This window comes from Pseudarthrobacter xylosi (genome assembly GCF_055412765.1).
This window is the reverse complement of sequence record NZ_JBVAYT010000004.1, coordinates 279,096-304,645: the sequence shown is the minus strand read 5'-3', so window position 1 is coordinate 304,645 and position 25,550 is coordinate 279,096. Positions and strand designations below refer to the sequence as shown.

Here is a 25,550-nt window from a genome sequence, read left to right as displayed (position 1 = left end):
TATTCCACTGAACAGGGGCGATGGTCAGCTGAGCAGGCTGCGAATTTCTTTCTGGGTATCGGCCACCACGGCGGCGAGTCCGTTCCCGGCCACCCATCCGCCCACAATGCCAAGGCCGGGCTCTGCGGCGCAGAGCTTCCTGACCTCGGCTACCCGGGCTTTGTGTCCCACGGCCGCGAACGGCAGGGCGCCTTGCCACCTGACAACATCCCAGCCAACCACGTCGGTCCCCTGCACCGGGACGTCCAGCAGGGCCGAAGCGTCACGTAAGGCAGCAGCCAGGAGTTCAGTGTCGGCGGCCGGGGCGGAGCCGCCGTTTTTCGGGGTCGCGGTTTCCGAGGCTTCCCGCCGGCCGTAGGAGAGCCGGAGCACGTGTGTTCCGGGACCGGCCGCGGCGGCCAGCCAATCCCACTTCGCGGTTGCATGCGTAAGGGCTTTTGCCTGGACGCCCGGGGTCTGGGGGGCTACCAGGATCCCGGTGCCCCGCGGCCGGCGGTCAAGTTCGGGCACGTCCACCACCAGGGTGACCAGCCTGACGTCCGGGCCGCTTTCCGGACTCCTGCCGGCGAGAGCGGGTACGGCCCCCTGAAGCAGCCCCACGGCTGCCGGGCCTGGCAGCGCCACCACCAGCAGGCCGCCGTCGTACGTTGCGTCACCGGCGGTGACCCGCCACCCGTCCGCCGTCCGTTCGACGGCGTCCGCGGCTGTTCCACCTATCAGGGTGACCCCACGGCCGCGGAGATCGCTGAGCAGGGCCACCACCAGGGTGTGCATCCCGCCTTCCAGGCCGGCGACGGCGGAACCCGCCTTCGCGACGGACGGCTGGGTGGAGCCGCGCCGCTGGGCGGCCACCGCGGCTGCGAGGGAACCGTGTTCGCGGATTCCGGCCCGAAGGCCGGGGGCCACCATATCCACGTCCAGGAGGCCGGGGTCCGCGGAGTGCACGCCGCCCACCACCGGGGCCACGAGGCGTTCCAACACACGGCGGCCCATCCGTGCCCGCACCAAGGCCGCGACGCTGGTGACGTCCGCGGATGCGCCGATCGATGCCGGCAGGTACTTATCCAGGGACGCCCGGAGCGAGCCCAAAAATCCCAAGGACCGCCTGACCTCCGGGTCCCAGGGATTGGCGGGAATGCCCAAAACTCCCGTCTTGGGCAGTTCGCGCGGGCCCTCCGGAAGCTGCACCCAGGCACCGCCCGGGCGGGGCGCCACAATATTGGCGCCGAGTCCAAGTTCAGCAGCAAGGTCCGCCACAGCGGCGGAGCGTGTGGCGAAGGACTCCGCGCCGCTGTCGAGGGTGAGCCCGGCCACCACGTGGCTGCCCACGCAGCCGCCCCAGGATGCTGTGGCTTCCAGGACGGTCACCGTGAGTCCGGCAGCTGCCAGCTCCCGTGCGGCCAGCAGGCCTGAGACGCCGCCGCCCAGGACGAGGGCGGCCTGGTTCGGCGTCAAGGAGCTGCCCACGGTCCTACTCCGGGGAAATGGAGTGGATCAGTTCGACAACCCGGGTCAGGACCGTCGGATCGGTTTCGGGCGGCACCCCGTGGCCGAGGTTGAGCACGTGGCCGGGCGCAGAGGCTCCGGCCGCAATGACCGCACGCACATGGGCTTCCAGCACGTCCCACGGCGCGGACAGCAGCGCGGGGTCGATGTTTCCCTGCAGCGGAACCGTTCCGCCCAGGCGCCGGTTGGCCTCATCCAGCGGAAGGCGGTAGTCCACGCCCACTACGTCCACACCGACGTCGCGCATGGCAACGAGGAGTTCGGAGGTTCCGGTACCAAAATGGATCAGCGGCGCGCCGAGGTGGCGGACGTGGTCCAGCGCGCGGGCCGAAGCCGGTGCCACGAACTTGGTGTAGTCGGCCAGGCCCAGTGATCCTGCCCAGGAGTCAAAGAGCTGTCCGGCGGAGGCGCCGGCTTCCAGCTGGGCGCGGAGGAACATCCCGGAGGCGTCGGCGGCCCAGTTGGCCAGCGCCGTCCAGGTTTCCGGGTCCGCGTGCATCATGGTGCGCGGGCCCAGATGGTCACGGGAGGGTTTGCCCTCAACCATGTAGGCGGCAAGGGTGAACGGGGCACCGGCGAAGCCGATCAGCGGGGTTTTGCCCAGCTCGGCGACGGTCAGCCGCACGGCTTCGCGGATCGGTTCCAGTGCTTCCCAGGTCAGCTGGGGCAGGGCGGCAACGTCGGCAGCCGTGCGCACCGGCTTGTCCAGCACGGGGCCCACGCCCGGCACAATGTCCACGCCGACGCCGGCGAGCTTGAGCGGAATGACGATGTCGGAGAAGAATATGGCAGCGTCCACGTCATGGCGCCGGACAGGTTGCAGCGTGATTTCAGCTGCGAGCTCGGGCCGAAGGCAGGAATCAAGCATGGCCACGCCTTCGCGCACCTTCAGGTATTCCGGCAGCGAGCGCCCGGCCTGGCGCATGAACCACACCGGACGCCGCGACGGCTTGCCGCCACGGTAGGCGGTGATGAGCGGCGAATCTGCGGTGCGGCCGTCCATCAGCGGATGGCCGGCGGCCAGCGCGCTGTCGTTAGACAAGGCACTGGACACGGCTTTGGACACGGCGGAGCTGGAAGTCATGCCTTTGATTGTGCCCAAAATCGGCCCTAAAAGATAACGACAGCCTGTCACCTGCGGCCGCCCCGGCCGCGCCGTGGCAGGAAACACGGCCCTTCGGCGCCCATGGCTGTTTGCCGGGTTGTTCTACCGGGCAACGAAAAAGCTATGATTGATCTGCTGTGGTTCTTTTTTCATTGGTGGCTACACACGCCGACATCGACCTTGAGACCGTTGCTCAACTGAGCAACGGTGCTTCCGGTATCGCAACATCCGCACTCTCCGGATCGCCGGCAGTGACGGGTGCCATTGTCCTTGCCACCTGCAACCGCTACGAAATCTATGGCGAAGCGCCCCACGCTGACGATGTTGAGGCTGCTCGCGCGGCTCTTGTGTCCGAGATAAGCGGCCTCAGCGGCCTCAACGAACAGCTCGTGTCCCGCTCTTTCAGCACACGCACAGGCCCTGAAGTCAGCCAGCACCTGTTCGCCGTCAGCTCCGGACTGGACTCCGCCGTGGTGGGTGAACGTGAAATCGCAGGCCAGGTCCGCCGCGCACTCATCACTGCCCAGCAGGAAGGCACGGCCAGCTCCGGACTGGTCCGCCTCTTCCAGGCCGCCTCCAAGACGGCCAAGGACGTGGGCGCGCAGACCGCCCTCGGTTCCCGTGGCCTGTCCATCGTTTCAGTGGCATTGGATCTGGCCACCGATCTTTCCGAGAGCCCCGACTGGTCAGCGAAGAAGGTGGTGGTGTTCGGCACTGGCGCCTACGCCGGCGCCACCATGGCGCTGCTCCGCGAAAGGGGCTGCTCCGACATCTCCGTGTTCTCCTCCTCGGGCCGCGCCGAAGCGTTCGTCGCCACCCGCGGCGGAACATCGCTGGACAGCGATTCCCTGCCGGTAGCCGTGGCGGCGGCCGACGTTATGATCGGCTGCAGCGGCTCCGACACCCGGGTCGAGGCCGGCGAACTTGCCGAGATCCGCGCGGACTCTCCTCAGCCGCTGATCGCGATTGACCTTGCCCTCACCCATGATTTTGACCCGGAAGTCGGCCAGCTCGACGGCGTTGAGCTGCTCACGCTGGAATCCGTGCGTTTGGCGGCACCCCAGGAACAGGCCGAGTCCCTCACTCAGGCCAGCGGCATTGTGTCCGGCGCAGCCCGGGCCTTCGAGCAGGAACGTGAAGCCCGCTCGGTGGATTCCGCCATCGTGGCGCTCCGCCGGCACACCATGAACGTCCTGGACGCGGAAATGGAACGCGTCCGGGCCCGCCACGGTTGCACGGCCGCCGCCGAGGAAGTGGAGTTCGCCCTCCGCCGGATGGTCAAGCAGCTGCTGCACGTGCCCACCGTCCGTGCCCGTGAGCTGGCCGCCAACGGCCAGCAGGACGACTACGTGTCGGCGCTCGAAACCCTCTACGGCATCACCGTGGAGCAGCCGGCCACCGCAGCGCAGGCGGAGTGCCCTGTGGACCACCGGGGCCTCGAAACCGCCTGACCCCCAACAACGCTCTCTCACCTATAGCAGGTTTCTCAACAACGCTCTCTCACGTATAGCAGGTTTCTCAACAGCGCTCTCTCACTACCTTCAAGGTAGTGAGAGAGCGTTGTTGATTTAGGGCCCAAAGGTGAGAGAGCGTTCGTATCGTCAGTAGACCGGCTTCTGCGGCTCCACGTCGCGCACCCAGGCCAGGATTCCGCCGTCGAGATGGCTGACGCGCTGGTAGCCGGCCTTCCGCGCAGCCTCCAGCACGTTGGCCGACCGGGTGCCGGCCTTGCAGTGGAACACAATGTCCTTGTCCTGCGGGAGTTCCGCCCAGGCCTCCCCTGCGAGGATCCTGCCCTGCGGGATCAGCACCGAGCCGTCAATGCTCACGATCTCGTGTTCGCCGGTTTCCCTGACGTCCACCAGCTCGAAGTCCTTCAGGCCTGCCTTCCGGGACGCGAGCATGGTGGCCAGCTGGGTTGCCGTCACGGTGTGCTCCGTGTCTGCGGAGACGGCAGGAGTGATGCCGCAGAAGGCTTCGTAGTCCGTCAGTTCCGTGATGGGTTCCGCTGCAGGGTCCTTGGACACGCGGATCTCGCGCCAGCTGCCGCCCAGCGCATCAAACAGTGCCACCCGGCCAAGGAGTGAACGCCCGACGCCGGTGATCAGCTTGACTGCCTCGGTCACCATAAGTGACCCCACAGCAGCGCAGAGCATGCCGAAGACGCCTCCCTCGCCGCAGGAGGGCACGGATCCGGCCGGCGGGGCCTCGGGGTAGAGGTCCCGGTAGGTGGGTCCGTGCTTTTCCCAGAACACACTGACCTGGCCGTCGAAGCGGAAGATCGATCCCCACACGTAGGGCTTGCCGAGGATGGCCGCGGCATCATTGACCAGGTAGCGGGTGGCGAAGTTGTCCGCCCCGTCCAGGATCAGGTCGTAGTCCGCGAACAGCTCCAGCGCGTTGGAGGCATCCAGCCGGACATTGTGCAGCCGGACGTCCACCAGCGGGTTCAGGGCCGCGATGGCGTCCCGCGCAGATTGGATCTTGGGCCGTCCTACGTCGGCGACGCCGTGGATCACCTGGCGCTGGAGGTTGCTGAGGTCTACGTCGTCGTCGTCGATGATTCCCAGGGTTCCCACACCCGCTGCAGCCAGGTAGAGCAGGGCCGGTGACCCGAGTCCCCCGGCACCGATGACCAGCACCTTGGCGTTTTTCAGCCGCCGCTGCCCCACCGCTCCGATTTCGGGGATGATGAGATGCCTCGAGTAGCGTTCCACCTCGGCCGGCGTCAGCTCGCCGGCAGGCTCCACGAGCGGTTTAAGCGAGACAGAGGAATCATTTGCGGTCAAAGTCGAAGCCATACTTCAATGTATGCCCCGAGATGCCGCCCGGTCATATTACCGCGCAGTATTGTGTAGGTAACGGCAAGCGAAAGTAGGGCAACTGTGGTCCATGAAGCACGGGCTGACCGGGCGTCCGGCGGCGAACCGGCTGCACCCCAACGGGCTGCGGGCCAGCGGTCCGCACGGCTTCCCCGGGATGAGCGCCGGGCGCAGCTTCTGGCTGCGGCGCAGGAGGTTTTTGTCGCCAACGGCTACCACGGCGCTGCCATGGATGAAATCGCCGAAACGGCCCATGTCAGCAAACCGGTGCTGTACCAGCACTTCCCGTCCAAACGGGAGCTGTATCTTGCCCTGCTGGACAGCCATCTAGCGTCCCTGACCGACCTGATGCTCGGTGCTTTGAGCTCCACTACCGACAATGACGAACGTGTCCAGGCGGTGATGCGCGCCTACTACCGCTTCATCGCCAGCGACGACCAAGCGCACCGCCTGGTCTTCGAATCAGACCTCATCAATGATCCCGATGTCAGTTCACGCCTCGAGACGTTCAACAAGACGTTTGCGGACGCCGTGGCGCGTGTCATTGCCGAGGACACCAAACTGCCGCACCTGGAGGCACAGCTTCTGGGACGCGGCCTGGCAGGAATGGCCCAGGTCAGCGCGCGTTATTGGCTTGAAACGGACGGGAACCTGGACCTGGATGTGGCCAGCGACCTCATTTACCGTTTAGCTTGGCGCGGAATCTCTCGCTTCCCCAAAGAGTCCTAGACTACAAATAAGAGAACCCAAGAAACTTTGATTGGCTGGGAGGCCCCCTGTTGGAAATTAAGATCGGCATTCAGAACATTGGCCGCGAAATCGTCCTGGAATCGGCTCAGGATGCTGACACTGTAGCGACAGTCGTTGAAGAAGCCATCAACAAGGGCACCGACCTCCGCCTCAAGGACGACAAGGGACGCATCATCATCGTTCCCGGCAATGCCCTGGGCTACGTGGAAATCGGCGCCGAAGAGGCCCGCAAGGTCGGTTTCGGCCAGTTCTAGCACGTCCGCGGCCAGCCGCCCTGGCGGTTGGCCGCTGCTTTCCGAGGAGATTCATGCTTTCGCTGACCATCGTTGTCCTGGTCTCAGTGGCCGCAGGCTTTGTTGTCTGGGCCAATGACAAGCGCCACACCCGGTATGGGACGGGGTTGCCCGCAGGGGTTGCCGTTGTGGTGGGTGCGGTCAGCTGGATCATTTTCATCGCGGCAGGGTTTGGCTACCAACCGGGCCTGACGTGGATTCCCTGGGTCGTGCCCATGGCGTTGGGCACCGTCGCTGCCGTTGGAACGGTCGTTTACCTCGGGCGGACCCGCGAAGGCCACGACACGCAGCGGCTGACGCAAGCGCTCAAGCTGTAGGCAATTTCTTAAAAACGGCGACCACCACCCAGCAGGGTGGTGGTCGCCGTTCTGTTACCCGGCGGTCTAACTCGCCGGCTGGGCAGTGGCACCGAGCCGGGCGGCAGCAGCACTTACGGCCGCCGCAGCTTTGGCATCCCGCTCGGTGGCCTCCCCGCCGGCGTCGTGGGACGTATAGCGGAGATGGACCTTGTTGTAGCGCCATTCCAAGTCCGGGTGGTGGTTCTGTTCTTCGGCCAGGCGTCCGACGGCGGCAATCAGCTCCAGTGCGGCGGCCGCCGTCGGCGTCTTATAGACAGCCACGAACCCGCCCAGCCGGTACCGCCAGTCGGGCAGCGCGGCGAGGACGGCCTCGATCCGCTCGCGCGTGAGTGTGTCGTGCTTGCCGGCCATGGCGGCCTCCTTGGCTCGTCTGGTGAGACCGCCGCGGCGTTGGTCGACGGGTCCGGCCGGCCTGGATGAAACGGCCTAGAGAAACTCTGCCCGGCCTTCCATGGCTGATGACGCCAAAGCGTGCTCGCGGCGCGGAATCCTACCGGCCGCTTTCGCCAGCCTACCGGCGATGACGGCGTGTTTGAAGGCCTCCCCCATGAGTGCCGGGTTCTGCGCACGCGTGACCGCTGTGGCCAGCAGCACGGCGTCACAGCCAAGCTCCATGGCCAGTGCGGCGTCGGACGCCGTGCCGATGCCGGCGTCCAGCACCACGGGCACCGAGGCGCGCGAGACGATCAGTTCGATGTTGTGCGGATTCAGGATTCCCAGGCCGGTGCCGATGGGCGCTCCGAGCGGCATAACCGCGGTGGCACCCAGGTTTTCCAGCCGCAGGGCCAGGACCGGGTCATCGTTGGTGTAGGCGAACACTTTGAAGCCCCGGTTTACCAGCTGTTCCGTGGCGTCCACCAGCTCCACGGCGTCCGGCAGCAGGGTCTGTTCGTCGGCGATGACTTCCAGCTTGAGCCAGTCGGTTTCCAGCGCTTCGCGGGCGAGTTCCGCCGTCATGACCGCGTCCCGGGCGGTGAAGCAGCCTGCGGTGTTGGGCAGGATCCGGATCCCGTGGTCCACCAGAAGCTGGAAAAGGGACCCTGATTCGGCCGGCGAATAGCGCCGCATGGCCACCGTGGTCAGTTCGGTTCCGGACGCCAGCAGGGCAGCGCCCAGCCCGTCCAGGCTAGGGGCTCCCCCGGTGCCCATGATGAGGCGGGAGCCGAGCTCGACGCCGTCGATCACCAGCCTGTCGGCGGCCTCCGGCGGGTTCTGTGTGCTGATGTTGCTGGTTACTGTCATGGTGTCAGCCTCCCTGGACTGCTGTGACCAGTTCGACGTCGTCACCTTCGGCGAGCGCCGTGACGAACCACTGGCTGCGGGGTACTACTTCCGAGTTATGGGCGACGGCGACGCCGAGTTTCTGCCCGTCTTCCGCCTGGCCGTTGGCTGCGAGGGGCCGGCCTGTGATCTGGCTGATGAGGGTGGTGATGGAGGCGTCGTCCGCCACGGAATGGCGCGAGCCGTTGAGGGTGATGTTCATGCTGATTCCTTCTGCGGGTCGAGGTCCTTCATGCTGCTGATGTCCTTGGGTGGGGCCTGTGTGCCGGCTACGTGGTGCTTTCCAGAAAAGCGGGCGGGGCTGAGCGCCCCCCATCGCGGGTCTGTCCGGCCGTCCAGCAGGTCCCGGCAGATGGCTGCCGCCGCGGGAGCAAGCAGCACACCGTGGCGGAAGAATCCGGTGGCAATGATCAGCCCTGCAATGTCTCCTGTGCTCCCCGGGTTCCCCGCGTTCCCCGGCCTTGGTGCGGAAACCGGAACGCGGCCCAGGAGCGGCGCGTTGTCCGGCGTCGCCGGTCTTGCCCGTGCCGTGCATTCCAGGAGTTCAAGCTCCGAGACGGCTGGCACCAGGACCTGGGCGTCACGCAGCAACTGGTAGACGCCACCGGCTGAGACGGCACCATCGCCTGTCCCGGCGAGCGCGTCCTCCCGTTGCGTTGCCCCAATCACCACGGTGCCGTCCTGTCGGGCAACGATGTAAACCGGCACACCATGGACCATTCCGCGGACTGTCGAGGTGAGGAGCGGGCGCAGGTGCTGCGGAACAGCCAGTCGAAGGATGTCACCGTAGACGGGCCGCAGGGGCAGGAGCAGTCCTGCCGGCAGGCCTTCCAGCGAGGCCGCCTGCAATCCGTTGGCCACGATGGTCTCCCGGGCCCGGACAGTTCCGCCGTGGGCGAGCGCCACGCCGCTGACGCGGCCGTCCTGCCAGAGAAGGGCAGTGGCCCGGTGGTCAACGGCGAATCCCCTGCGGGCACCTGCCACGGCGGTTCCAGCCCCCGGTTCATGGAGGGCCAGGACTTCCTGGAGGCACGCCACCAGCTTCCGTGGATCCACCTGGTGGTCGGCGGGGATGTCCAGGGCACAGGAGATGGCCGGGCTGAGCAGGGATTCCCTGGACCTGGCCTCACGGACAGTCAGGGGTTCCACCACCAGGCCGCTGGCCTGCTGCACAGCCCGGAGGTCCATCAGCGCCCGGCGGTCCGCAGCGTCCGCGCCGATGGCGAGGGTCGGCGTCGTCAGGTATCCGGTCTCGCCAGCCCCCGCCAGGGCGAGGTCTGCCGCGAAGGCGGGCCACAGGCCGGAGGATGCAAGCATCAGCTCCAGCAGGTCTTCCTCCTGGTAATGCAGTTCGCTCACAGGGGCAAGCATGCCGGCGGCTGCCCAGCTGGCGCCGCTCCCGGGCGCGTCATCGATCAGCACAACGGAACGGCCGGATCGCCGGGCCTCCCAGGCGATGGCGTGGCCGATCACTCCACCGCCGATGACTGCCACGTCGGCATGCAGCACGGCGGCCGTGCTGGCCGGGACGCTGGTTGATGCAGTCACAGGTGGGCTGCTTATTGCGGGGGGCATCTGGTTCCTTCCCTACGCCGGTACTAGCCGGATCAGGTCAAGCGGTCGGCTCTGACGCCCTCTCAGCCCGGCCGCTTTGTGACGGCTGTAACGGGCTCCCGCAGTACCCGCCCAGTTTAGGGGAATTAGGCTGGTTTCCATGAACGCGCAATCCTTCGCCGCTGCAGGCACGCCCTCCGCCACCTCCTCCGCTCCCGAATCCCTAGCCGGAACAGACCATACCGGCGGCGTGGCCACAGGCATCCCACACAGTGCCAGGCTCTACCTGTGCACTGATGCGCGCCGGGACCGCGGGGACTTTGGCGAGTTTGTGGACGCGGCTTTTGCCGGTGGCGTGGACATCATCCAGCTCCGCGACAAGTCCATCGAGGCGGCGGAGGAACTGGAGCTGCTGGCCGTGCTTCAGGCTGCGGCCGAGCGCCACGGAAGGCTGTGGGCGGTCAACGACCGCGCCGATATCGCGCTGCTGTCCAGCGCCCCCGTCTTCCATATCGGGCAGAAGGACCTGCCGGTTGCTTCCGCCCGTACGCTGCTGGGCGGGCGCGTTGCGGTCGGTCTTTCCACGCACACCGCCGAGCAGATCGAAGGCGCCATCCGGCTGTCCGGCGGGCTGACGTCCGAACGCGGCCTGGACTACTTCTGCGTCGGACCGGTCTGGGCTACTCCCACCAAACCCGGTCGGGCCGCCGTCGGCCTTGACCTGGTGCGGTATGCGGCCGAAGCAGTCCGCGCTGCCGGTGGCATCCAGGCCACGCTGCCCTGGTTTGCCATCGGCGGCATCGATCTTGGCAACGTGGAGCAGGTGGTGGAGGCCGGTGCCGGCAGGATTGTTGTGGTGCGTGCCATCACCGAGGCCTCCGATCCCGCAGCGGCCGCGGCGGCATTCGTGGCCGCCCTGGACGCGGGCGCATCCTGACAATCCCCCGCGTGGCGGACGGTGGGCGTGCACGATCCATGGAAATCGGGCTAACCTAATTTTCGTGTCACATCATCGGTTGGCCCCAAATGTCCACGAGCAGACCAACGACCTCGCGGCGGCACTGAGCGCCCTGCGGACCGAGCTTGAACTGCCGGGGCCCTAACCCCGCGGAGGCGGTCCGGGACGCGGAAGCGGCCGTGGCCGCACACGAGTTGCCGGGCGCTGACCTGACGGACGTGGACTTCCTCACCATCGATCCGGCGTCCTCCACTGACCTGGACCAGGCGCTGTTCATCGAGCGCGCAGACACTGGCTACCGGGTGCTTTACGCCATCGCTGACGTGCCGTCCTTTGTCCGCCCTGGCGGCAGACTGGACGCAGAGACCCGCCGCCGCGGCCAGACGTTCTACGTCCCTGACGGCCGTATTCCGCTGCATCCGGAGGTCATCAGCGAAGGGGCCGGCAGCCTCCTGGCCGGTCAGCTCTGTTCCGCCTATGTCTGGGAGTTCGGGCTGGACGACGCCGCACAGGTCGCCACTGTGAGCGTGCGGCGGTCCACCATCCGCAGCCGGGCCAAGCTGAGCTACAAGGGAGTCCAGGCCGAACTCGACGCCGGGACAGCCGGTCCCGTGCTCCAGCTCCTGAAGGAAGTGGGGCTCAAGCGTGTTGAGCTGGAGCGGCAGCGTGGCGGCGCCAGCCTGAACATGCCCGAGCAGGAAATCGTGCAACTGCCCGACGGCGGCTACCGGATTGCCGCGGCACCGCAGCTTCCGGTGGAGGACTGGAACGCCCAGATTTCCCTGATGACCGGAATGGCGGCGGCGAACCTGATGTTGGCAGGAAAAGTGGGCATCCTGCGCACCATGCCGGCGCCGGACGAGCGCTCCCTGCGCCACTTCCGCCTCCAGACCGAGGCCTTGGGCAAGCCGTGGGACGGCAAAATCAGTTACGGCGAATACCTCCGCAGCCTTGATCCGACAGAGCCCCGGCAACTGGCCATCCTGCACTCGGCCGGCATGCTGTTCCGCGGCGCCAGCTACACGGCGTTTGACGGCACCGTCCCGGACGCCGCCGTCCAGTCCGCCATCGGCGCCGCCTACGCCCACACCACGGCACCGCTCCGGCGCCTTATCGACCGCTTCGTGCTGGTGATCTGCGAAGCCCTGAGCAACGGCAACCCTGTACCGGACTGGGCGCGGGAAGCCCTGCCGTCCCTGCCGGAGATCATGGCCGGATCCGACCAACTGGCATCGCGGATGGAACGCATGGCGCTGGATACTGTGGAAGCCGCGCTCCTGGTCAACCATGTGGGCCAGGAATTCGATGCGATCGTGATCTCCGGCTCCAAGCCACAAAAGGACAACGGAAACGGCAACGGGAAAAACGGCAACGGCGCCAAGAACGGCACTGCGAGAAACGGCGCCGCGAAAAACGGGAACGGTCCCTCGGGGATCATCCAGATCGCCGAACCCGCCGTGACGGCCCGCTGCGCCGGCGATCTGGAATCGGGCACCAAGGTGAGGGTCCGCCTGATCTCCTCCGATATTGCCGCCCGCGAAGTCCACTTCGAGCTGCTGGCCTGACGGTTTGGCGCCCTGCCTGTTCAGCCCAAAGCCGGGATTCCGGGTCCGTACGGCTAGACTGAAGAAGTAGATATGGATGCCCGGTCGTTGATTTCCTTGATTTTGAATTCAACAAGCCCGCCCCTACGCGATCTTGAGATGCACCCGTTGGTCACCAGTGCCAGCATTTGATAGCCCGCGATCGGCTTCCACTGGATTTGCTTGCGCGCTTCGAGCGTGCTCCGGAACGGCCACGTTGGCCGGCCCGTTGAGCAGGCAGCGCCAATGCCCAATGAATTAAGGAAACTCCACTGTGAGTGAATTGCATACGCACCAACTTCTGATCGACGATTCCGGCCTCGAAGTCCTCGAGCCGGAAGAAACCATCATCTCGGACGAGAAGCCGCACGAGATCGAGGAGAAATCCTTCGCGGACTACAACGTCCGCGCCGACATTGTGGAATCCTTGGCCGATGCCGGGATCACCCACCCCTTCCCCATCCAGGCCATGACCCTGCCGGTGGCGCTTTCGGGCCACGACATCATCGGCCAGGCCAAGACCGGCACCGGCAAGACCCTCGGCTTCGGCATTCCCGCCCTGCAGCGTGTGGTGGGTCCGGACGACGCCGGCTATGACAAGCTCGCCGTTCCGGGTGCACCGCAGGCCCTGGTCATCGTGCCCACCCGCGAACTGGCCGTCCAGGTGGCCAACGATCTCCAGAACGCGTCCCGCAAGCGCAACGCCCGCATCACCACCATCTACGGTGGCCGCGCCTACGAGCCCCAGGTGGAGGCCCTGCAGAACGGCGTCGAGGTGGTCGTCGGTACTCCGGGCCGCCTCATCGACCTCTACAAGCAGAAGCACCTGGTCCTGAAGAACGTCAAGATGGTCATCCTTGACGAGGCTGACGAAATGCTGGACCTCGGGTTCCTGCCGGATGTGGAAACGCTGATCGCCGGTACCCCTGCGGTCCGCCAGACGCTGCTGTTCTCCGCCACCATGCCAGGCCCGGTCATCGCCATGGCCCGCCGTTACATGACGCAGCCCACCCACATCCGGGCCGCTGATCCTGACGACGAGGGCCTGACCAAGCGCGACATTCGCCAGCTCATCTACCGTGCCCACAGCATGGACAAGATCGAAGTTGTGGCCCGCATCCTGCAGGCCCGCGGCCGCGGCCGGACCATCATCTTCACCAAGACCAAGCGCACTGCCGCGAAGGTTGCCGAGGAGCTTGTGGACCGTGGCTTCGCCGCCGCCGCCATCCACGGCGACCTGGGCCAGGGCGCCCGCGAGCAGGCCCTCCGCGCCTTCCGCAACAACAAGGTGGACGTCCTGGTGGCCACCGACGTCGCCGCCCGCGGCATCGACGTCGACGACGTCACGCACGTCATCAACTACCAGTGCGTTGAAGACGAAAAGATCTACCTGCACCGTGTGGGCAGGACCGGCCGCGCCGGCAACAAGGGCACCGCCGTGACCTTCGTTGACTGGGACGACATGCCGCGCTGGGGCCTGATCAACAAGGCCCTGGGACTCAGTGTCCCGGAGCCGGTGGAAACGTACTCCTCCTCGCCGCACCTTTACGAAGAGCTGGACATCCCGGAAGGCACTAAGGGCCGCCTGCCCCGCAACAAGCGCGTGCTGGCCGGTGTCGACGCAGAGGTCCTCGAAGATCTGGGCGAGACCGGCAAAAAGAACACCCGCCCCAGCGGCGGCCGTGACGGCGGCCGCGACAGCAACCGCGACGCCGGCCGCTCCGGCGCTCGGGACAGCAGCAGCCGCCGCACCAGCGAGCCCGGCGGACGCTCCGGTGACCGCCGTCGTCGTACCTCTGATGCGGCGACCGCCGGCACCAGCCCCGCCCCAGAGCCGGCTACCGCGGCTCCGGCCGAAGGCGAAGTGGACCCCCGCGCCCGTCGCAGCCGGACCCGGACCCGCCGCCGCAACGGCGAAGTGGTGGCCGGTGCCGACAACGGCCCGCAGCAGCGCAGCACCGAGGCATAACAGCCTCGATGACTGACACCGTCTGGGCGCCGGACGGCAGCAACCTGGTGGTTCACGCGGACAACGCGGAGTACCTCCCCTCGCTGCCGGACGGCGCCTTCACCTTGATATACGTTGACCCGCCGTTCAACACGGGCAGGGTCCAGAAGCGCCAGGAAACGCGGATGGTCCTGAACACCGATGGTGACGGCGACCGCGTGGGCTTCAAGGGGCGTTCCTACGACACCATCAAGGGAGCCTTGCACCGGTACGATGACGCCTTCAGCGACTACTGGTCGTTCCTGGAACCCCGGCTCGTGGAGGCCTGGCGGCTGCTGGCAGACGACGGCACGCTCTACCTCCACCTCGACTACCGCGAAGTCCACTACGCCAAGGTGATGCTTGACGCGATCTTCGGCCGCGAGTGCTTCCTCAACGAGATCATCTGGGCGTACGACTACGGTGCCCGTGCCAAGTACCGCTGGCCTACCAAGCACGACAACATCCTCGTTTACGTCAAAAACCCGGCGAAATACCACTTCGACAACGCCGAGGTGGACCGCGAGCCTTACATGGCGCCTGGCCTGGTGACTCCGGCGAAGCGGGAGCTCGGGAAACTGCCCACCGACGTCTGGTGGCACACCATCGTCTCCCCCACCGGCAAGGAAAAGACCGGCTACCCCACGCAGAAACCCGAGGGCCTCATCCGCCGGGTGGTGTCGGCGTCAAGCCGGCCCGGTGACTGGTGCCTGGACTTCTTCGCCGGTTCCGGGACCCTTGGCGCCGTGGCGGCCAAGCTCGACCGGAAATTCGTGTGTGTGGACCAGAACCAGCCTGCCATCGACGTGATGGCCAAGCGGTTGGGTGCCAAGGCGAGCTTTACGTCGTTCCCGGCCAGCTAGGTCGATGCGGACCCGTTAGGGACGGACCACGGCGGTTCCCGTGCCGAGTTCTTCGATCCGTGCCAGCACTTCCTCTGTGGTCAGGTTCTCTCCGAGCAGGTTCGGCTTGCCCGTTCCGTGGTAATCCGAAGAGCCTGTGATCAGCAGTCCGTGCTTGGCGGCAAGGCCCCGGAGGAACTCGCGCCCTTCCTCCGGGTTATCACGGTGGTCGATCTCCAGGCCGGCCAGGCCGGCGTCGATCATGTCCCGGTAGGTGCGCTCCCCCACGACCCGGCCCCGGCCGGACGCCACGGGGTGCGCGAACACGGGCACCCCGCCAGCGGCACGGACAAGTTCGACGGCGGTGGCTGGGTCGGGCGCGTAGTGCTGGACAAAGTAGCGTGAATGGGACGTCAGGATGGACGTGAACGCCTCGGAGCGGTCCGAAACCACGCCGGCCGCCACCAGGGCATCAGCAATATGCGGCCGCCCCAGTGTCGCCCCGGGAGCCACATGGTGGATGACGTCGTCCCACGTCAGCGGGTAGTCTTCGGCGAGCAAGGTCACCATGTGTTCGGCCCGGGTGAGGCGTGCGTCCTTGGCCTTGGTGATCTCTTCAAGCAGCCCCGGGTGGGCAGGATCGTGCAGGTAACTCAACAGATGCACGCTGATGCCCTGCCCGGTCCGGCAGGAAACCTCCATGCCGGGAACCAGCGCCACCCCGTTTTCCAGCGCCGCGAGGGACGCCTCGGCCCAGCCTCCGGTTGAGTCGTGATCGGTCAGTGCCACCACGTCCAGGCCCGCCCGGGCAGCCGAAGCCATCACGTCGGCGGGGGTTTCGGTGCCGTCCGAAACATTCGAGTGGGCATGCAGGTCAATCCTCACTTACCCAGCCTAGTTGACCGCGCCCGCGCCGGCATTGGATCCTTTGTCGCGCGCGCCCCGGTGCTGGTGAGACGATGGTGCCGTGAACGATGCCGAAAACACCCCGACCTCTGTCTCCCAGCCCCTCGACGAGCGCGTCAACAACCGCTCGCAGCGGCCCAGTTCCGCCGCCTTCAAGGCCTTTATGGCCGGCAACTGGGCGCCGTCCGAGCAACAACTGCCGGCGCTCGACGCCGTGGCCAACTACGCAGCGGCCCGGCGCAAGGCCATCTCGGAGAAGTTCAAAGGCGAACGCCTGGTCATCCCCGCCGGTCCCCTGAAGGTCCGCTCCAACGACTGCGACTACCGGTTCCGTCCGCATTCGGGCTTTGCGCATCTCACTGGCCTGGGCCTGGACCACGAACCGGACGCTGTCCTCATTCTGGAGCCTGCCGGTGAAGGAAAGGGCGACGGCGGCAGTCACCACCGTGCCACGCTGTACTTCCGTCCGCTGGCAGGCAGGGATACAGAACAGTTCTACGCTGACTCCCGTTCCGGCGAGTTCTGGATCGGCACACGGCCCACCCTTGCAGAGTTCGAAGCGCGCCTTGGCCTGGCCACGGCCCACATCGACGGACTTGAATCAGCGATCACCAAGAACGTGGGCGCCCCCGAGATCGGCGGCATCTCCATCCGGTTGGTCCGCAAGGTGGACGAGAACATCGACGCCCTGGTGGATACTGCCCGGTACAACACTGCCAAGGACCCGGACAACCTGGACCTCGCTGTCCTGGATGCACTCGATGAAAAGCTTTCCGAAGCGCTGTCCGAACTCCGGCTCCTGAAGGATGAGTGGGAAATCGAGCAGATGATGACTGCGGTGGCTGCGACTGTCGAGGGCTTCGTGGAGGTGGTCAAGGCCCTGCCCCGGGCCCTGACCCATGCCCGCGGCGAGCGCGTCGTTGAAGGCGCGTTCTTTGCCCGTGCCCGCGAGGTAGGCAACGAACTCGGCTACGACACCATCGCCGCCGCCGGCAACAATGCCACGGTCCTGCACTGGACGCGGAACACCGGCAGGATCAACGCCGGCGAACTGCTGCTGCTGGACGCCGGCGTTGAAGCGGACTCGCTCTACACCGCCGACGTCACCCGGACGCTGCCCGTCAACGGCACGTTCACCGCAGTCCAGCGCAAGGTCTACGAGGCAGTCCTGGATGCTGCCGATGCCGGATTCGCCGCTGCCCGGCCGGGTGCGAGGTTCCGTGACATCCACACCGCCGCCACCACTGTGTTGGCGGAACGCCTCGCCGAGTGGGGGCTCCTCCCGGTGAGCGTCGAGGAAGCCGTCAGCCCCGAAGGCCAGCAGCACAGACGCTGGATGCCCCACGGCACCAGCCACCATCTCGGCCTGGATGTCCACGACTGTGCCCAGGCAAAGCGCGAGCTTTACCTCGATGGGATCCTTACGGAGGGCATGGTCTTTACCATCGAACCCGGCCTGTACTTTAAGAACGAGGACCTGGCCATCCCGTCGGAATACCGCGGCATCGGAGTGCGGATCGAGGACGACATCCTGATGACCGCCGATGGTCCGGTGAACCTCAGCGCCGCGCTGCCCCGCAAGGCCGACGACATCCAGTCCTGGATGGCCGGCATCTACCAGGAGCTGGACGGCGGTTTGGCAACCGGAGACATCCGCTAGAAGTACTTTCGTCCAGCGCATCACCGCCGTGATGCGCTGGACGGCCACACCCCTGGATGAAGCTCTCATAACAGTTTTTGGCAATCGCTTGCCAAAAGTTGGCGTTGATGATTACGCTAGCCGCGGAGAAAGAAATCGTAGACTGAATTTGAGTCTCGGGTCTCTGCCGCAATGTATGTCTTCAAAGGAGAAGTCTCATGGGTATGTCCAAACCGCGCCGGGTCGGCACTATCGCCGCAGCGGCCATTTCCGTTCTTATGCTTGCCGCGTGCGGCGGCTCGGGCGGCTCGGTCGGTGCGACCTCCGGCGCCTCGGGCGGCAAGGTGGACGGCACGGGAAAAACGCTCAACGTCCTAATGAACGTCACCGCGCAGTACCCCCAGGAGCAGCAGGCCTGGTTCAAGGAGATGAGCGCCAAGTTCAAGACGGAAACCGGAGCAGACATCCAGTGGGAGACTTTCGCCACCGCCAATGACGAAATGACCCGGATCCAGACATCTGTCGTCTCGGGCCAGGGACCTGACGTCTACGGACTGGGCACCACCTTCACCCCCACGGCGTACTCCACCGGGGCGTTCGTGAAACTGGGCGACAACGAATGGAACCAGCTCGGCGGCAAGGACAAGTTCGTTCCCGCGGCACTCGGCATTTCCGGTCCGGATGACGGCAACCAGATCGGTATCCCCTTCGTGAGCCGGCCGTTCGTGATGGCCTACAACACTGATCTCCTGGCAGCCGCCGGCATTGAAAAGCCTGCCACCACGTGGGATGAGTTCACCGAGCAGGCAAAGAAGCTCACCAAGGGCGACCAGTACGGTGTTGCCGTGGCATACAAGGACAACTTCGACCCCTGGAAGTACATCTGGGGCATGTCCATCCAAGCTGGCAACCCCATCATTGACGGAAGCAAGGTCCGTCTCGATGACCCCATTACCAAGAAGGCCTACGAGACTTACTTCGGTTGGGTGACCAAGGACAAGGTAGTTGACCCCTCCTCCGTCGGCTGGGCCAACCCGCAGGCCCTGGCCGCTTTCGCCGCCGGCAAGGCCGCGTACTTCCCCATGACCTCGCCGTTGTCCATCCCGGCACTGGATGCCTCGGCCGTCAAGGGCAAGTACAAGTACGCACTGATGCCCACTGTTCCCCCGGGCCAGACCGCCAACCCTTCGGGGGGAAAGCCTGCCGCCAGCATCCTCTCCGGTGACAACCTCGTGGTAGCTGACTACTCGAAGCAGAAAGACCTCGCCTTTGCGTTTATCAAGATGATCACCAGCAAGGACGTCCAGCTCAACTACTTCAAGGTCTTCGGCCAGCTTCCCGCAAACCAGGAAGCCGCGAAGGAACTCGCCACCAATGAAGTGATTGCGCCAGCCCTCGAGTCGGGAGCCAAATCAGTAGCGACGCCCTTCAGCGGTGCGTGGGGCGATGTGCAGCTGGCGCTGACCAACGTAGTTGTCCAGTCCATTCCGGATCTTGCCTCCGGTGCAGTCAGCGAATCCAACCTGTCCCAACGGCTCAAGGACGAACAGGCCAAATCGCAGACCGCACTGGACCGGGCCAAGAAGTAGGACCGACCCACCAACTGCGGAAGGTTACGGAAAATGGCTAGCAGCGTCACCGAGCCCCGGCCGTTGGGCAGTCCCGCGGCCGGGGCGGCCGCCGGACCCGGCGAAACTTCACCCCCTGGCAAGCGCCGCAAGGGGCTGAGCGAGAAGAACCGGCCCCTGTGGCTCCTGATTCCCGGCGGGCTGCTGATGACGATCGTCATCCTCGTCCCCCTGGCCATGGGCATCTGGATGTCGCTGATCGATCTGGATCAGTACACCCTTCGCCAATGGGTCAGTGCCGAATTCATCGGCGTCCAGAACTACATTGAAGCGGCGCTCACCAGCGAGTTGCTTCGCTCCATCTGGCTGTCTGTTTCCTTCGCGCTGATCTCCACCGTGGTGACCATCCCGCTTGGCGTGGCCGCCGCCGTCGTCACCCAGAACGCCTACCGGGGCCGTGCCGTGGTGCGCTCCATCTTCCTGATCCCCTACGTCCTGCCGTCGTTTGTGGTGGCCAGCGTGTGGCGGACCATGCTGCAGCCTGATGGCATCGTGAACGTGACGCTGACCAACATGGGAATGGACGGCGGACTGTGGCTCAACGGCCCGAACGCCTATTGGACGCTGGTGTGGGTGGAAATCTGGGCGGCCTGGCCGTTCATTTACCTGCTGGCGCTGTCCGGTCTGCAGGCGGTGGACCACGAGGTCCACGAGGCGTCTGCCCTTGATGGGGCCCTGTGGTGGAACAAGCTGCGTTACGTGATCTTCCCTTACCTGAAGGGACCGGTTTCGCTGGCCTTCCTGCTGGCCACGTTGAACCACATCAACAACTTCACCCTCCCCTACGTCCTGTTTGGTGCGCCGGCGCCGTCGGATGTGAATGTGCTGCCGATCCTGGTGTACGTCACCAGCTTCCAGAGCTTCCGGTTTGGCCTCAGCGCCGCCATGGCGGTCGTATCGCTGATCCTGATCGCCATTCCGCTCTTCATCTACCTGCGCGCAGTCCGGCTTGATGTGCACGAAGGAGGAAAGAAATGACCATCGACGCGGCAAACCCGATCGAGCAGCAGAAGAAGCAGCCCATCCGGCGTGACGCAGCCCTGGAGGTCACACGCCTCATGCCTCGGCCGCTGCTGGCCATCCTCACGGTCCTGCTCTGCGCCCTGGTCCTCGTTCCCATCGTGTACATCTTCCTGGCCTCGCTGAACACGGATGTGGGAGTCGCCAGCGGCGAGTTCTGGCCGAGCAGCTTCTCGCTGGACAGCTACACCAAAATCTGGGATTCCGTGGGCCTGGCCAAAGCCATCGGCAACAGCCTGATCGTTTCCGGGGCCACGGCAGTCGTCTCGGCCATCATGGCCATCGGCACGGCCTACGTCCTGGTCCGGTTTGAGTTCCGCGGGCGCCTGACGGTGCTGCGCGGGCTGCTGGGTCTCCAGTCCGTCCCGGGCACCCTGATGCTCCTGCCGGTCTTTGTGCTCTTCTCCTCCGCCGGCACTTACTTGGGTGTGACCGTCATCGGCACCCTCTGGGGCCTGTTTATCGCCTACCTGACGTTCGCGCTGCCGTTCTCGACCTGGGTTATGGTCACGTACCTCCGCGGCCTGCCAAGGGAACTGGAGGAAGCGGCGCGTATCGATGGCGCGTCCAACCTCGGGATCCTGTTCCGGATCATCATTCCGCTCAGCTGGCCCGGCATCATCGTTTCAGCAATTTTTGCCTTCCTGTTGGGCTGGAATGACGTGCTTTTCGCGTCCGTGTTCACCCGGCCGGACACGCACACTGCCGCAGTTGCGCTGCAGGTCTTCGCGTCCGCGGTTGAGGGTGGCGCAATTCCGGTGTATTCGCAGCTGATGGCGGCCTCCTTGGTCTGTGCCGTCCCTGTGGTGGTGCTGTACTTCATGTTCCAGAAATACCTCGTGGGCGGCCTGACAGCCGGCAGCGTCAAGTAAGACAGCTTCACAAACGACTCCGCCCGGTGCAGCAAGTGCTGCACCGGGCGGAGTTGTTTGTGGACTGCGGGCATCGCTCCCCGGGCCATGGATAACCAGGACTCCGGGGGCGCGGCCTAAGGTGTGGAGTCGCCGGAGTCCTTGGTGGCGTCAGCCTGGGACGGCGTCCGGGAGTGTTCTGTGGTCCGCTGGCCTGCGCCGGGTTGTGCCGAACCCGGCTGTTCTGAGCCAGGCTGTTCCGCGCCGGGCTGGCCAGTGGTGGCCTGTTCTGAGGCGGGCTGGCCAGTGGTGGCCTGTTCTGAGGCGGGCTGGTCCGAGGCGGGCTGGTCCGAGACACGGACGCCGTACTGGGGCCGGCCGTCAGGGAGGTCCGGGTAGCGGACGGCGGCGGCGGGAGTCTTCGGGGGCTGAGCCGCTGCCTCCGGCTGCGCGCCCTGGTCCGGCCCGGCGGCGTGCACCTGGCCGCCCTGGGCTTCCCCCTCGCCTGGTGTGCCAGCACCCTGCTGCCCGTAAGGGTCATTCCACGTGGCAGGACGTGCGGGCGCCGGACCGGACTGATTGCCCTGCTGGCCCTGCTGGCCGGGCTGCTGGCCCTGCGGACCCGACTGGCCGTACGGCTGGTTCTGGTAGCCCTGGGGATTGTACGGGGCAGCTGCGTCCGAACGGTTCATGGGCAGTTGCTGGAGCAGCCGGCGCGCATCATGGGCGGCTTCCACCGACACCACAACGTCGTAGTTGGTGGCCACCACCTGGCTGGTGGATGTGAAATCCCGCTTTCCGCGCTGCATGGCATAGGTGACGATGCCGAACAGCATAAAGAAGGCGGCCCCCATCAGCACGGACGCCAGGATGGAGAAGTAGCCGGGCGACGGCGCGAAGAAGGAAAGCATAACGCCGACGAAAAGGCCGAACCACATACCGCTGAGAGCCCCGGAGAGAGCCACCCGCGGGTAGCTGAGGCGGCCGGTCACCCGCTCAACCATCTTCAGTTCGTTGCCCACGATGGAAACCATGTGGACCGGGAACTGCTGGTCTGCGAGGTAGTCCACCGCCTTCTGGGCATCCAAGTAGGAGGTGTACGAGCCCACGGTGTCGCCGGTGGGCACCGTCCTGGCGTCGTCGGGCCCACTGGGGCCACCGGCCTTGGGAGCACCAAAAATGTTTGACATACACCCATTCTTGCCCATCAGCATGTATGCCGCCTGTAAATTCAGCTAAAAGAGAGCAGACTCGGTAGCCTGTAGACGTGAGTACAAATCTTTCGCGCGTCTTTGTGGCCCGCCTGCTGGGTCTTGACGTCTTCGACCCCTTGGGCGACCGCTTGGGCAGGTTGCGCGATGTGGTGGTGCTCTCACGTGGCAGCCGCGGTGCCCCGCACGTGGTGGGTATCGTCGTCGAAGTTCCCGGCAAAAAGCGCGTCTTTGTGCCGATGACACGTATTACCTCCATCGACCAGACACAGATCATCTGCACGGGTCTGGTCAACCTCCGGCGCTTTGAGCAGCGCGGAGCGGAGACGCTGGTGGTCGCCGAAATGTTCGATCGCCGCGTCACACTCCGGGACGGCAGCGGAGACGCCACGATCGAAGACATCGCCATGGACCAGCACCGGTCCCGCGACTGGTTCGTGAGCAAGCTGTTCGTCCGCCGGGGCCACTCCCTGTCCCCGCTCAGCCGGTTGCGCCGGAACGAGACCATGATCATCGACTGGGCAGACGCCCGCCAGGGTGCCCGCACTGAACCTCAGGCAGCTACCCAGTTCGTGGCCAACCACGAGGACCTCAAACCCGCAGACTTCGCCGAGGCGCTACAGGAGATGAGCGACAAACGCCGGTTCGAAGTGGCCAGCGAACTCCAGGATGAACGGTTGGCTGACGTCCTGCAGGAACTGCCCGAGGACGATCAGGTGGAAATCCTGTCCGCCCTTGACGTCCAACGCGCAGCCGACGTCCTGGAGGAGATGGATCCCGACGACGCCGCAGACCTCCTTGGCGAACTGCCGACAGCCCAGGCGGAAGAACTGCTACAGCTTATGGAACCCGAAGGCGCCGAGGACGTCAGGCGGCTCCTCGAATACGACGAGGATACTGCCGGTGGCCTGATGACGCCTGTTCCGGTGATCCTTCCTCCGGAGGCGACTGTCGCCGAGGCACTGGCCCACGTCCGCCGGGAAGAACTCTCCCCCGCCCTGGCCTCCTCTATCTTCATCACCCGGCCTCCGTTGGAAACCCCCACCGGACGCTTCCTGGGTGTGGTCCACATCCAGCAGCTGCTGCGGTTCCCGCCTTTCGAGCCCTTGGGCAACCTGGTGGACAAGAACCTTGAGCCATTGTCCGACCAGGCCCACATCAGCGAAGTGGCCCGCACCCTGGCAACGTACAACCTGAACTCCCTTCCGGTGGTCAATGACGCCGGCCGGCTAGTAGGGGCGGTGACTGTTGATGACGTCTTGGATCATCTGTTACCCGATGACTGGCGCGCCTATGATGGCGAAGCCCCGATAAGAAAACTGGGAGGCCGCATTGGCTGACACCGGCGCCCCCAAGAATCCCAACAAGAAGGCCGCGGCCAAGGGCGGGCTCGACACACCCTTAAGCGGCCGCCAACGCATCCTGCCCAAATTCTCGCCGGATCCGGACGCGTTCGGCCACGCCACGGAAGGCTTCGCCCGGTTTATGGGCACGCCGCAGTTCCTGGTCTACATGACGGTCTTCGTTGTCATCTGGCTGGTCTGGAACACGTGGGCGCCGGGAGAATGGCAGTTCGATTCGCGCCTCCTGGGTTACACCCTGCTGACCCTGATGCTTTCGCTGCAGGCCTCGTACGCGGCTCCGCTACTGCTGCTTGCCCAGAACCGGCAGGATGACCGGGACCGGGTCTCGCTCCAGCAGGACAGGCAGCGCGCCGAACGCAATCTCTCCGACACCGAGTACCTCACCCGGGAACTGGCGTCGCTGAGGATCGCGCTGCGCGAGGTTGCCACCCGCGACTACGTCCGGGCCGAGCTGCGCACGCTCCTCGAGGACATGTTGGAAGCGCAGGAGGAGCTGCGGACCCACGATCCCGCCGGGTCCGGCGTCCATGAGTCTCCGCGTGAGAAGGTCAAGGAAAAGCTGAAGGAAAAGCGCGACAAACAGCGGAACCCCCGCACGCAGCAGATTCCCAAGATCAAACCCAGCCACGTACCCAGCCACGTACCCAGCCACGTTGCCAACGAGACCGCAGCCAAAGACACCGCCACCAACGACCCCGCCATGCAGGACCCGGCCGTCCCGGAGCACAACCCCACCACCGAAAGCTGAGCCCTGCCCGCATGAGCCACCCCCTGGAGCAGGCAGTCAACGCTGCACTGGCCACTGTGATCGATCCTGAGCTCCGCCGTCCCATCACGGAACTGGGCATGGTGGAGTCCGTAGACATCTCTGCGGACGGCCATGTCAGTCTGGCCGTCCTGCTGACCATCGCGGGCTGTCCCCTGCGCGGGACCATTACTGCTGACTCCGAAAAGGCGCTGTCCGCAGTTCCGGGCGTGACCGCCGTCGAGGTTGAACTGAAAGTGATGAACCAGGCCCAGCGGGATGCCCTGAAGGAACAGCTCCGCGGCGCCTCCGGCCAGCGCGGGATTCCGTTCAACGAGCCAGGGTCGCTGACCAAGGTATTTGCGGTGGCCAGCGGCAAGGGCGGTGTGGGCAAGTCATCGCTGACGGTCAACCTGGCCTGCGCCCTGGCCGCCCAGGGGCTCCGGGTAGGCATCGTGGATGCCGACGTCCACGGGTTCTCGGTGCCGGCCCTGATGGGCATCACGCAGGCACCCACCCGGGTGGATGACATGATCCTGCCGCCGGTGGCCTACGGCGTGAAGGTGATTTCCATCGGCATGTTCGTCACCGGTAACCAGCCTGTTGCCTGGCGGGGGCCGATGCTTCACCGGGCCCTGGAACAGTTCCTGACCGACGTCTACTTCGGCGACCTCGACGCCCTTTTCCTCGACCTGCCGCCCGGCACTGGCGACATCGCGATTTCGGTGGCCCAACTGCTGCCAAAGGCGGAGATCCTCGTGGTCACCACACCGCAGGCCGCAGCCGCCGACGTCGCCGAGCGCGCCGGTGCTATTGCAACCCAGACAGGTCAGACAGTGGCCGGCGTCATCGAGAACATGTCATACCTGGAAATGCCCGACGGCGGGAGGATGGAGCTGTTTGGCAGCGGCGGCGGGGCGGTCCTCGCCGAAAGGCTCACGACGACGGTGGGCACCGAGGTACCGCTCCTGGGACAGATTCCACTGGACATCCTGCTGCGGGAAGGCGGCGATACCGGCGCGCCGATCGTGCTTGGCCGGCCGGAGACTCCGGCGGCCATTGCGCTGATCGAGATTGCGGGAAAACTTGCTGCGAGGCCCCGGGGCCTTACAGGGATGAACCTGGGCCTGCAGCCCCGCTAGCGCA

Annotated in this window: 23 protein-coding genes, 1 pseudogene and 1 riboswitch; of the genes and pseudogenes, 15 read left to right on the top strand and 9 right to left on the bottom strand. The window is 65.7% G+C overall.

What is annotated here, in order from left to right:
• Positions 1 to 24: 24 nt before the first annotated feature.
• Together hemG and hemE are read right to left on the bottom strand one after the other, a co-directional pair.
• Positions 25 to 1,467, bottom strand: a complete 1,443-nt coding sequence (gene hemG / locus ACZY1F_RS11500; RefSeq protein WP_463941804.1) for a protoporphyrinogen oxidase — start codon at positions 1,465 to 1,467, stop codon at positions 25 to 27.
• A 4-nt stretch (positions 1,468 to 1,471) separates the two neighbouring features.
• Positions 1,472 to 2,590, bottom strand: coding sequence for a uroporphyrinogen decarboxylase (hemE, locus tag ACZY1F_RS11495; protein WP_463941803.1), 1,119 nt, complete (start codon positions 2,588 to 2,590; stop codon positions 1,472 to 1,474).
• Between the two features lie 158 nt (positions 2,591 to 2,748).
• Between hemE and ACZY1F_RS11490 the strand changes: the two genes are divergently transcribed.
• On the top strand, positions 2,749 to 4,062 hold the full coding sequence (locus tag ACZY1F_RS11490; protein WP_463941802.1) for a glutamyl-tRNA reductase: 1,314 nt from the start codon (positions 2,749 to 2,751) through the stop codon (positions 4,060 to 4,062).
• Between the two features lie 150 nt (positions 4,063 to 4,212).
• On the opposite strand, the gene moeB is transcribed toward ACZY1F_RS11490, so the two are convergent.
• Entirely contained in the window at positions 4,213 to 5,412 is a 1,200-nt protein-coding gene (moeB, locus tag ACZY1F_RS11485) for a molybdopterin-synthase adenylyltransferase MoeB (RefSeq protein ID WP_463941801.1), read from the bottom strand.
• 84 nt (positions 5,413 to 5,496) lie between these two features.
• Here moeB and ACZY1F_RS11480 point away from each other — a divergent pair, with 84 nt between their 5' ends.
• From ACZY1F_RS11480 to ACZY1F_RS11470, 3 genes are read left to right on the top strand one after another with little or no spacing between them, the layout of a single operon-like run.
• A complete protein-coding gene (locus ACZY1F_RS11480) occupies positions 5,497 to 6,162 on the top strand; it encodes a TetR/AcrR family transcriptional regulator (protein ID WP_463941800.1) in 666 nt (221 codons plus the stop codon).
• Positions 6,163 to 6,212: 50 nt separating this feature from the next.
• On the top strand, positions 6,213 to 6,437 hold the full coding sequence (locus ACZY1F_RS11475; RefSeq protein ID WP_463941799.1) for a DUF3107 domain-containing protein: 225 nt from the start codon (positions 6,213 to 6,215) through the stop codon (positions 6,435 to 6,437).
• Positions 6,438 to 6,490: 53 nt separating this feature from the next.
• Complete coding sequence (locus ACZY1F_RS11470) at positions 6,491 to 6,793, top strand: hypothetical protein (RefSeq protein WP_463941798.1); 303 nt, start codon at positions 6,491 to 6,493, stop codon at positions 6,791 to 6,793.
• 66 nt (positions 6,794 to 6,859) lie between these two features.
• Here the strand turns inward: ACZY1F_RS11470 and ACZY1F_RS11465 are convergent, their stop codons facing one another.
• From ACZY1F_RS11465 to thiO, 4 genes are all read right to left on the bottom strand, one after another.
• Positions 6,860 to 7,186, bottom strand: coding sequence for a 4a-hydroxytetrahydrobiopterin dehydratase (locus ACZY1F_RS11465; protein WP_463941797.1), 327 nt, complete (start codon positions 7,184 to 7,186; stop codon positions 6,860 to 6,862).
• A 75-nt stretch (positions 7,187 to 7,261) separates the two neighbouring features.
• Complete coding sequence (locus tag ACZY1F_RS11460; protein ID WP_463941796.1) at positions 7,262 to 8,077, bottom strand: thiazole synthase; 816 nt, start codon at positions 8,075 to 8,077, stop codon at positions 7,262 to 7,264.
• Between the two features lie 4 nt (positions 8,078 to 8,081).
• Positions 8,082 to 8,318, bottom strand: a complete 237-nt coding sequence (gene thiS / locus ACZY1F_RS11455; protein WP_463941795.1) for a sulfur carrier protein ThiS — start codon at positions 8,316 to 8,318, stop codon at positions 8,082 to 8,084.
• A complete protein-coding gene (gene thiO, locus ACZY1F_RS11450) occupies positions 8,315 to 9,691 on the bottom strand; it encodes a glycine oxidase ThiO (protein ID WP_463941794.1) in 1,377 nt (458 codons plus the stop codon). The genes thiS and thiO overlap by 4 nt, the downstream gene beginning before the upstream one ends.
• A riboswitch (TPP riboswitch) is annotated at positions 9,684 to 9,803 on the bottom strand. It overlaps the preceding gene by 8 nt.
• A 27-nt stretch (positions 9,804 to 9,830) precedes the next feature.
• Between thiO and thiE the strand changes: the two genes are divergently transcribed.
• From thiE to ACZY1F_RS11430, 4 genes and pseudogenes are all read left to right on the top strand, one after another.
• A complete protein-coding gene (thiE, locus tag ACZY1F_RS11445; protein ID WP_463941793.1) occupies positions 9,831 to 10,607 on the top strand; it encodes a thiamine phosphate synthase in 777 nt (258 codons plus the stop codon).
• A 64-nt stretch (positions 10,608 to 10,671) separates the two neighbouring features.
• A pseudogene (locus ACZY1F_RS11440) lies at positions 10,672 to 12,193 on the top strand (RNB domain-containing ribonuclease).
• Positions 12,194 to 12,485: 292 nt separating this feature from the next.
• Positions 12,486 to 14,180, top strand: a complete 1,695-nt coding sequence (locus tag ACZY1F_RS11435) for a DEAD/DEAH box helicase (RefSeq protein ID WP_463941792.1) — start codon at positions 12,486 to 12,488, stop codon at positions 14,178 to 14,180.
• Positions 14,181 to 14,188: 8 nt separating this feature from the next.
• Positions 14,189 to 15,061 carry a DNA-methyltransferase gene (locus tag ACZY1F_RS11430; protein ID WP_463941791.1) on the top strand — a complete coding sequence of 291 codons (873 nt, stop codon included), beginning with the start codon at positions 14,189 to 14,191 and terminating at the stop codon, positions 15,059 to 15,061.
• A 15-nt stretch (positions 15,062 to 15,076) separates the two neighbouring features.
• Here the strand turns inward: ACZY1F_RS11430 and ACZY1F_RS11425 are convergent, their stop codons facing one another.
• Positions 15,077 to 15,925, bottom strand: coding sequence for a PHP domain-containing protein (locus tag ACZY1F_RS11425; RefSeq protein WP_463941790.1), 849 nt, complete (start codon positions 15,923 to 15,925; stop codon positions 15,077 to 15,079).
• A gap of 82 nt (positions 15,926 to 16,007) precedes the next feature.
• Between ACZY1F_RS11425 and ACZY1F_RS11420 the strand changes: the two genes are divergently transcribed.
• From ACZY1F_RS11420 to ACZY1F_RS11405, 4 genes are all read left to right on the top strand, one after another.
• Positions 16,008 to 17,606 (top strand): aminopeptidase P family protein, encoded by a 1,599-nt coding sequence (locus ACZY1F_RS11420; protein ID WP_463941789.1) that lies wholly within the window; start codon positions 16,008 to 16,010, stop codon positions 17,604 to 17,606.
• A 203-nt stretch (positions 17,607 to 17,809) separates the two neighbouring features.
• Entirely contained in the window at positions 17,810 to 19,174 is a 1,365-nt protein-coding gene (locus tag ACZY1F_RS11415) for a sugar ABC transporter substrate-binding protein (RefSeq protein ID WP_463941905.1), read from the top strand.
• 33 nt (positions 19,175 to 19,207) lie between these two features.
• Positions 19,208 to 20,191 (top strand): carbohydrate ABC transporter permease, encoded by a 984-nt coding sequence (locus tag ACZY1F_RS11410; protein WP_463941788.1) that lies wholly within the window; start codon positions 19,208 to 19,210, stop codon positions 20,189 to 20,191.
• Positions 20,192 to 20,271: 80 nt separating this feature from the next.
• Complete coding sequence (locus ACZY1F_RS11405) at positions 20,272 to 21,105, top strand: carbohydrate ABC transporter permease (protein WP_463941904.1); 834 nt, start codon at positions 20,272 to 20,274, stop codon at positions 21,103 to 21,105.
• 116 nt (positions 21,106 to 21,221) lie between these two features.
• On the opposite strand, the gene ACZY1F_RS11400 is transcribed toward ACZY1F_RS11405, so the two are convergent.
• Positions 21,222 to 22,274 (bottom strand): YflT domain-containing protein, encoded by a 1,053-nt coding sequence (locus ACZY1F_RS11400; RefSeq protein WP_463941787.1) that lies wholly within the window; start codon positions 22,272 to 22,274, stop codon positions 21,222 to 21,224.
• A 77-nt stretch (positions 22,275 to 22,351) separates the two neighbouring features.
• Here ACZY1F_RS11400 and ACZY1F_RS11395 point away from each other — a divergent pair, with 77 nt between their 5' ends.
• Genes ACZY1F_RS11395 through ACZY1F_RS11385 form a run of 3 tightly spaced genes read left to right on the top strand, consistent with a single transcriptional unit; the run spans position 22,352 to position 25,546 of the window.
• On the top strand, positions 22,352 to 23,635 hold the full coding sequence (locus ACZY1F_RS11395; protein WP_463941786.1) for a magnesium transporter MgtE N-terminal domain-containing protein: 1,284 nt from the start codon (positions 22,352 to 22,354) through the stop codon (positions 23,633 to 23,635).
• Positions 23,628 to 24,407: a DUF1003 domain-containing protein gene (locus tag ACZY1F_RS11390; protein ID WP_463941785.1), complete on the top strand. Its 780-nt coding sequence runs from the start codon at positions 23,628 to 23,630 to the stop codon at positions 24,405 to 24,407. The genes ACZY1F_RS11395 and ACZY1F_RS11390 overlap by 8 nt, the downstream gene beginning before the upstream one ends.
• An 11-nt stretch (positions 24,408 to 24,418) precedes the next feature.
• On the top strand, positions 24,419 to 25,546 hold the full coding sequence (locus ACZY1F_RS11385; protein WP_463941784.1) for an Mrp/NBP35 family ATP-binding protein: 1,128 nt from the start codon (positions 24,419 to 24,421) through the stop codon (positions 25,544 to 25,546).
• Positions 25,547 to 25,550 lie beyond the last annotated feature (4 nt).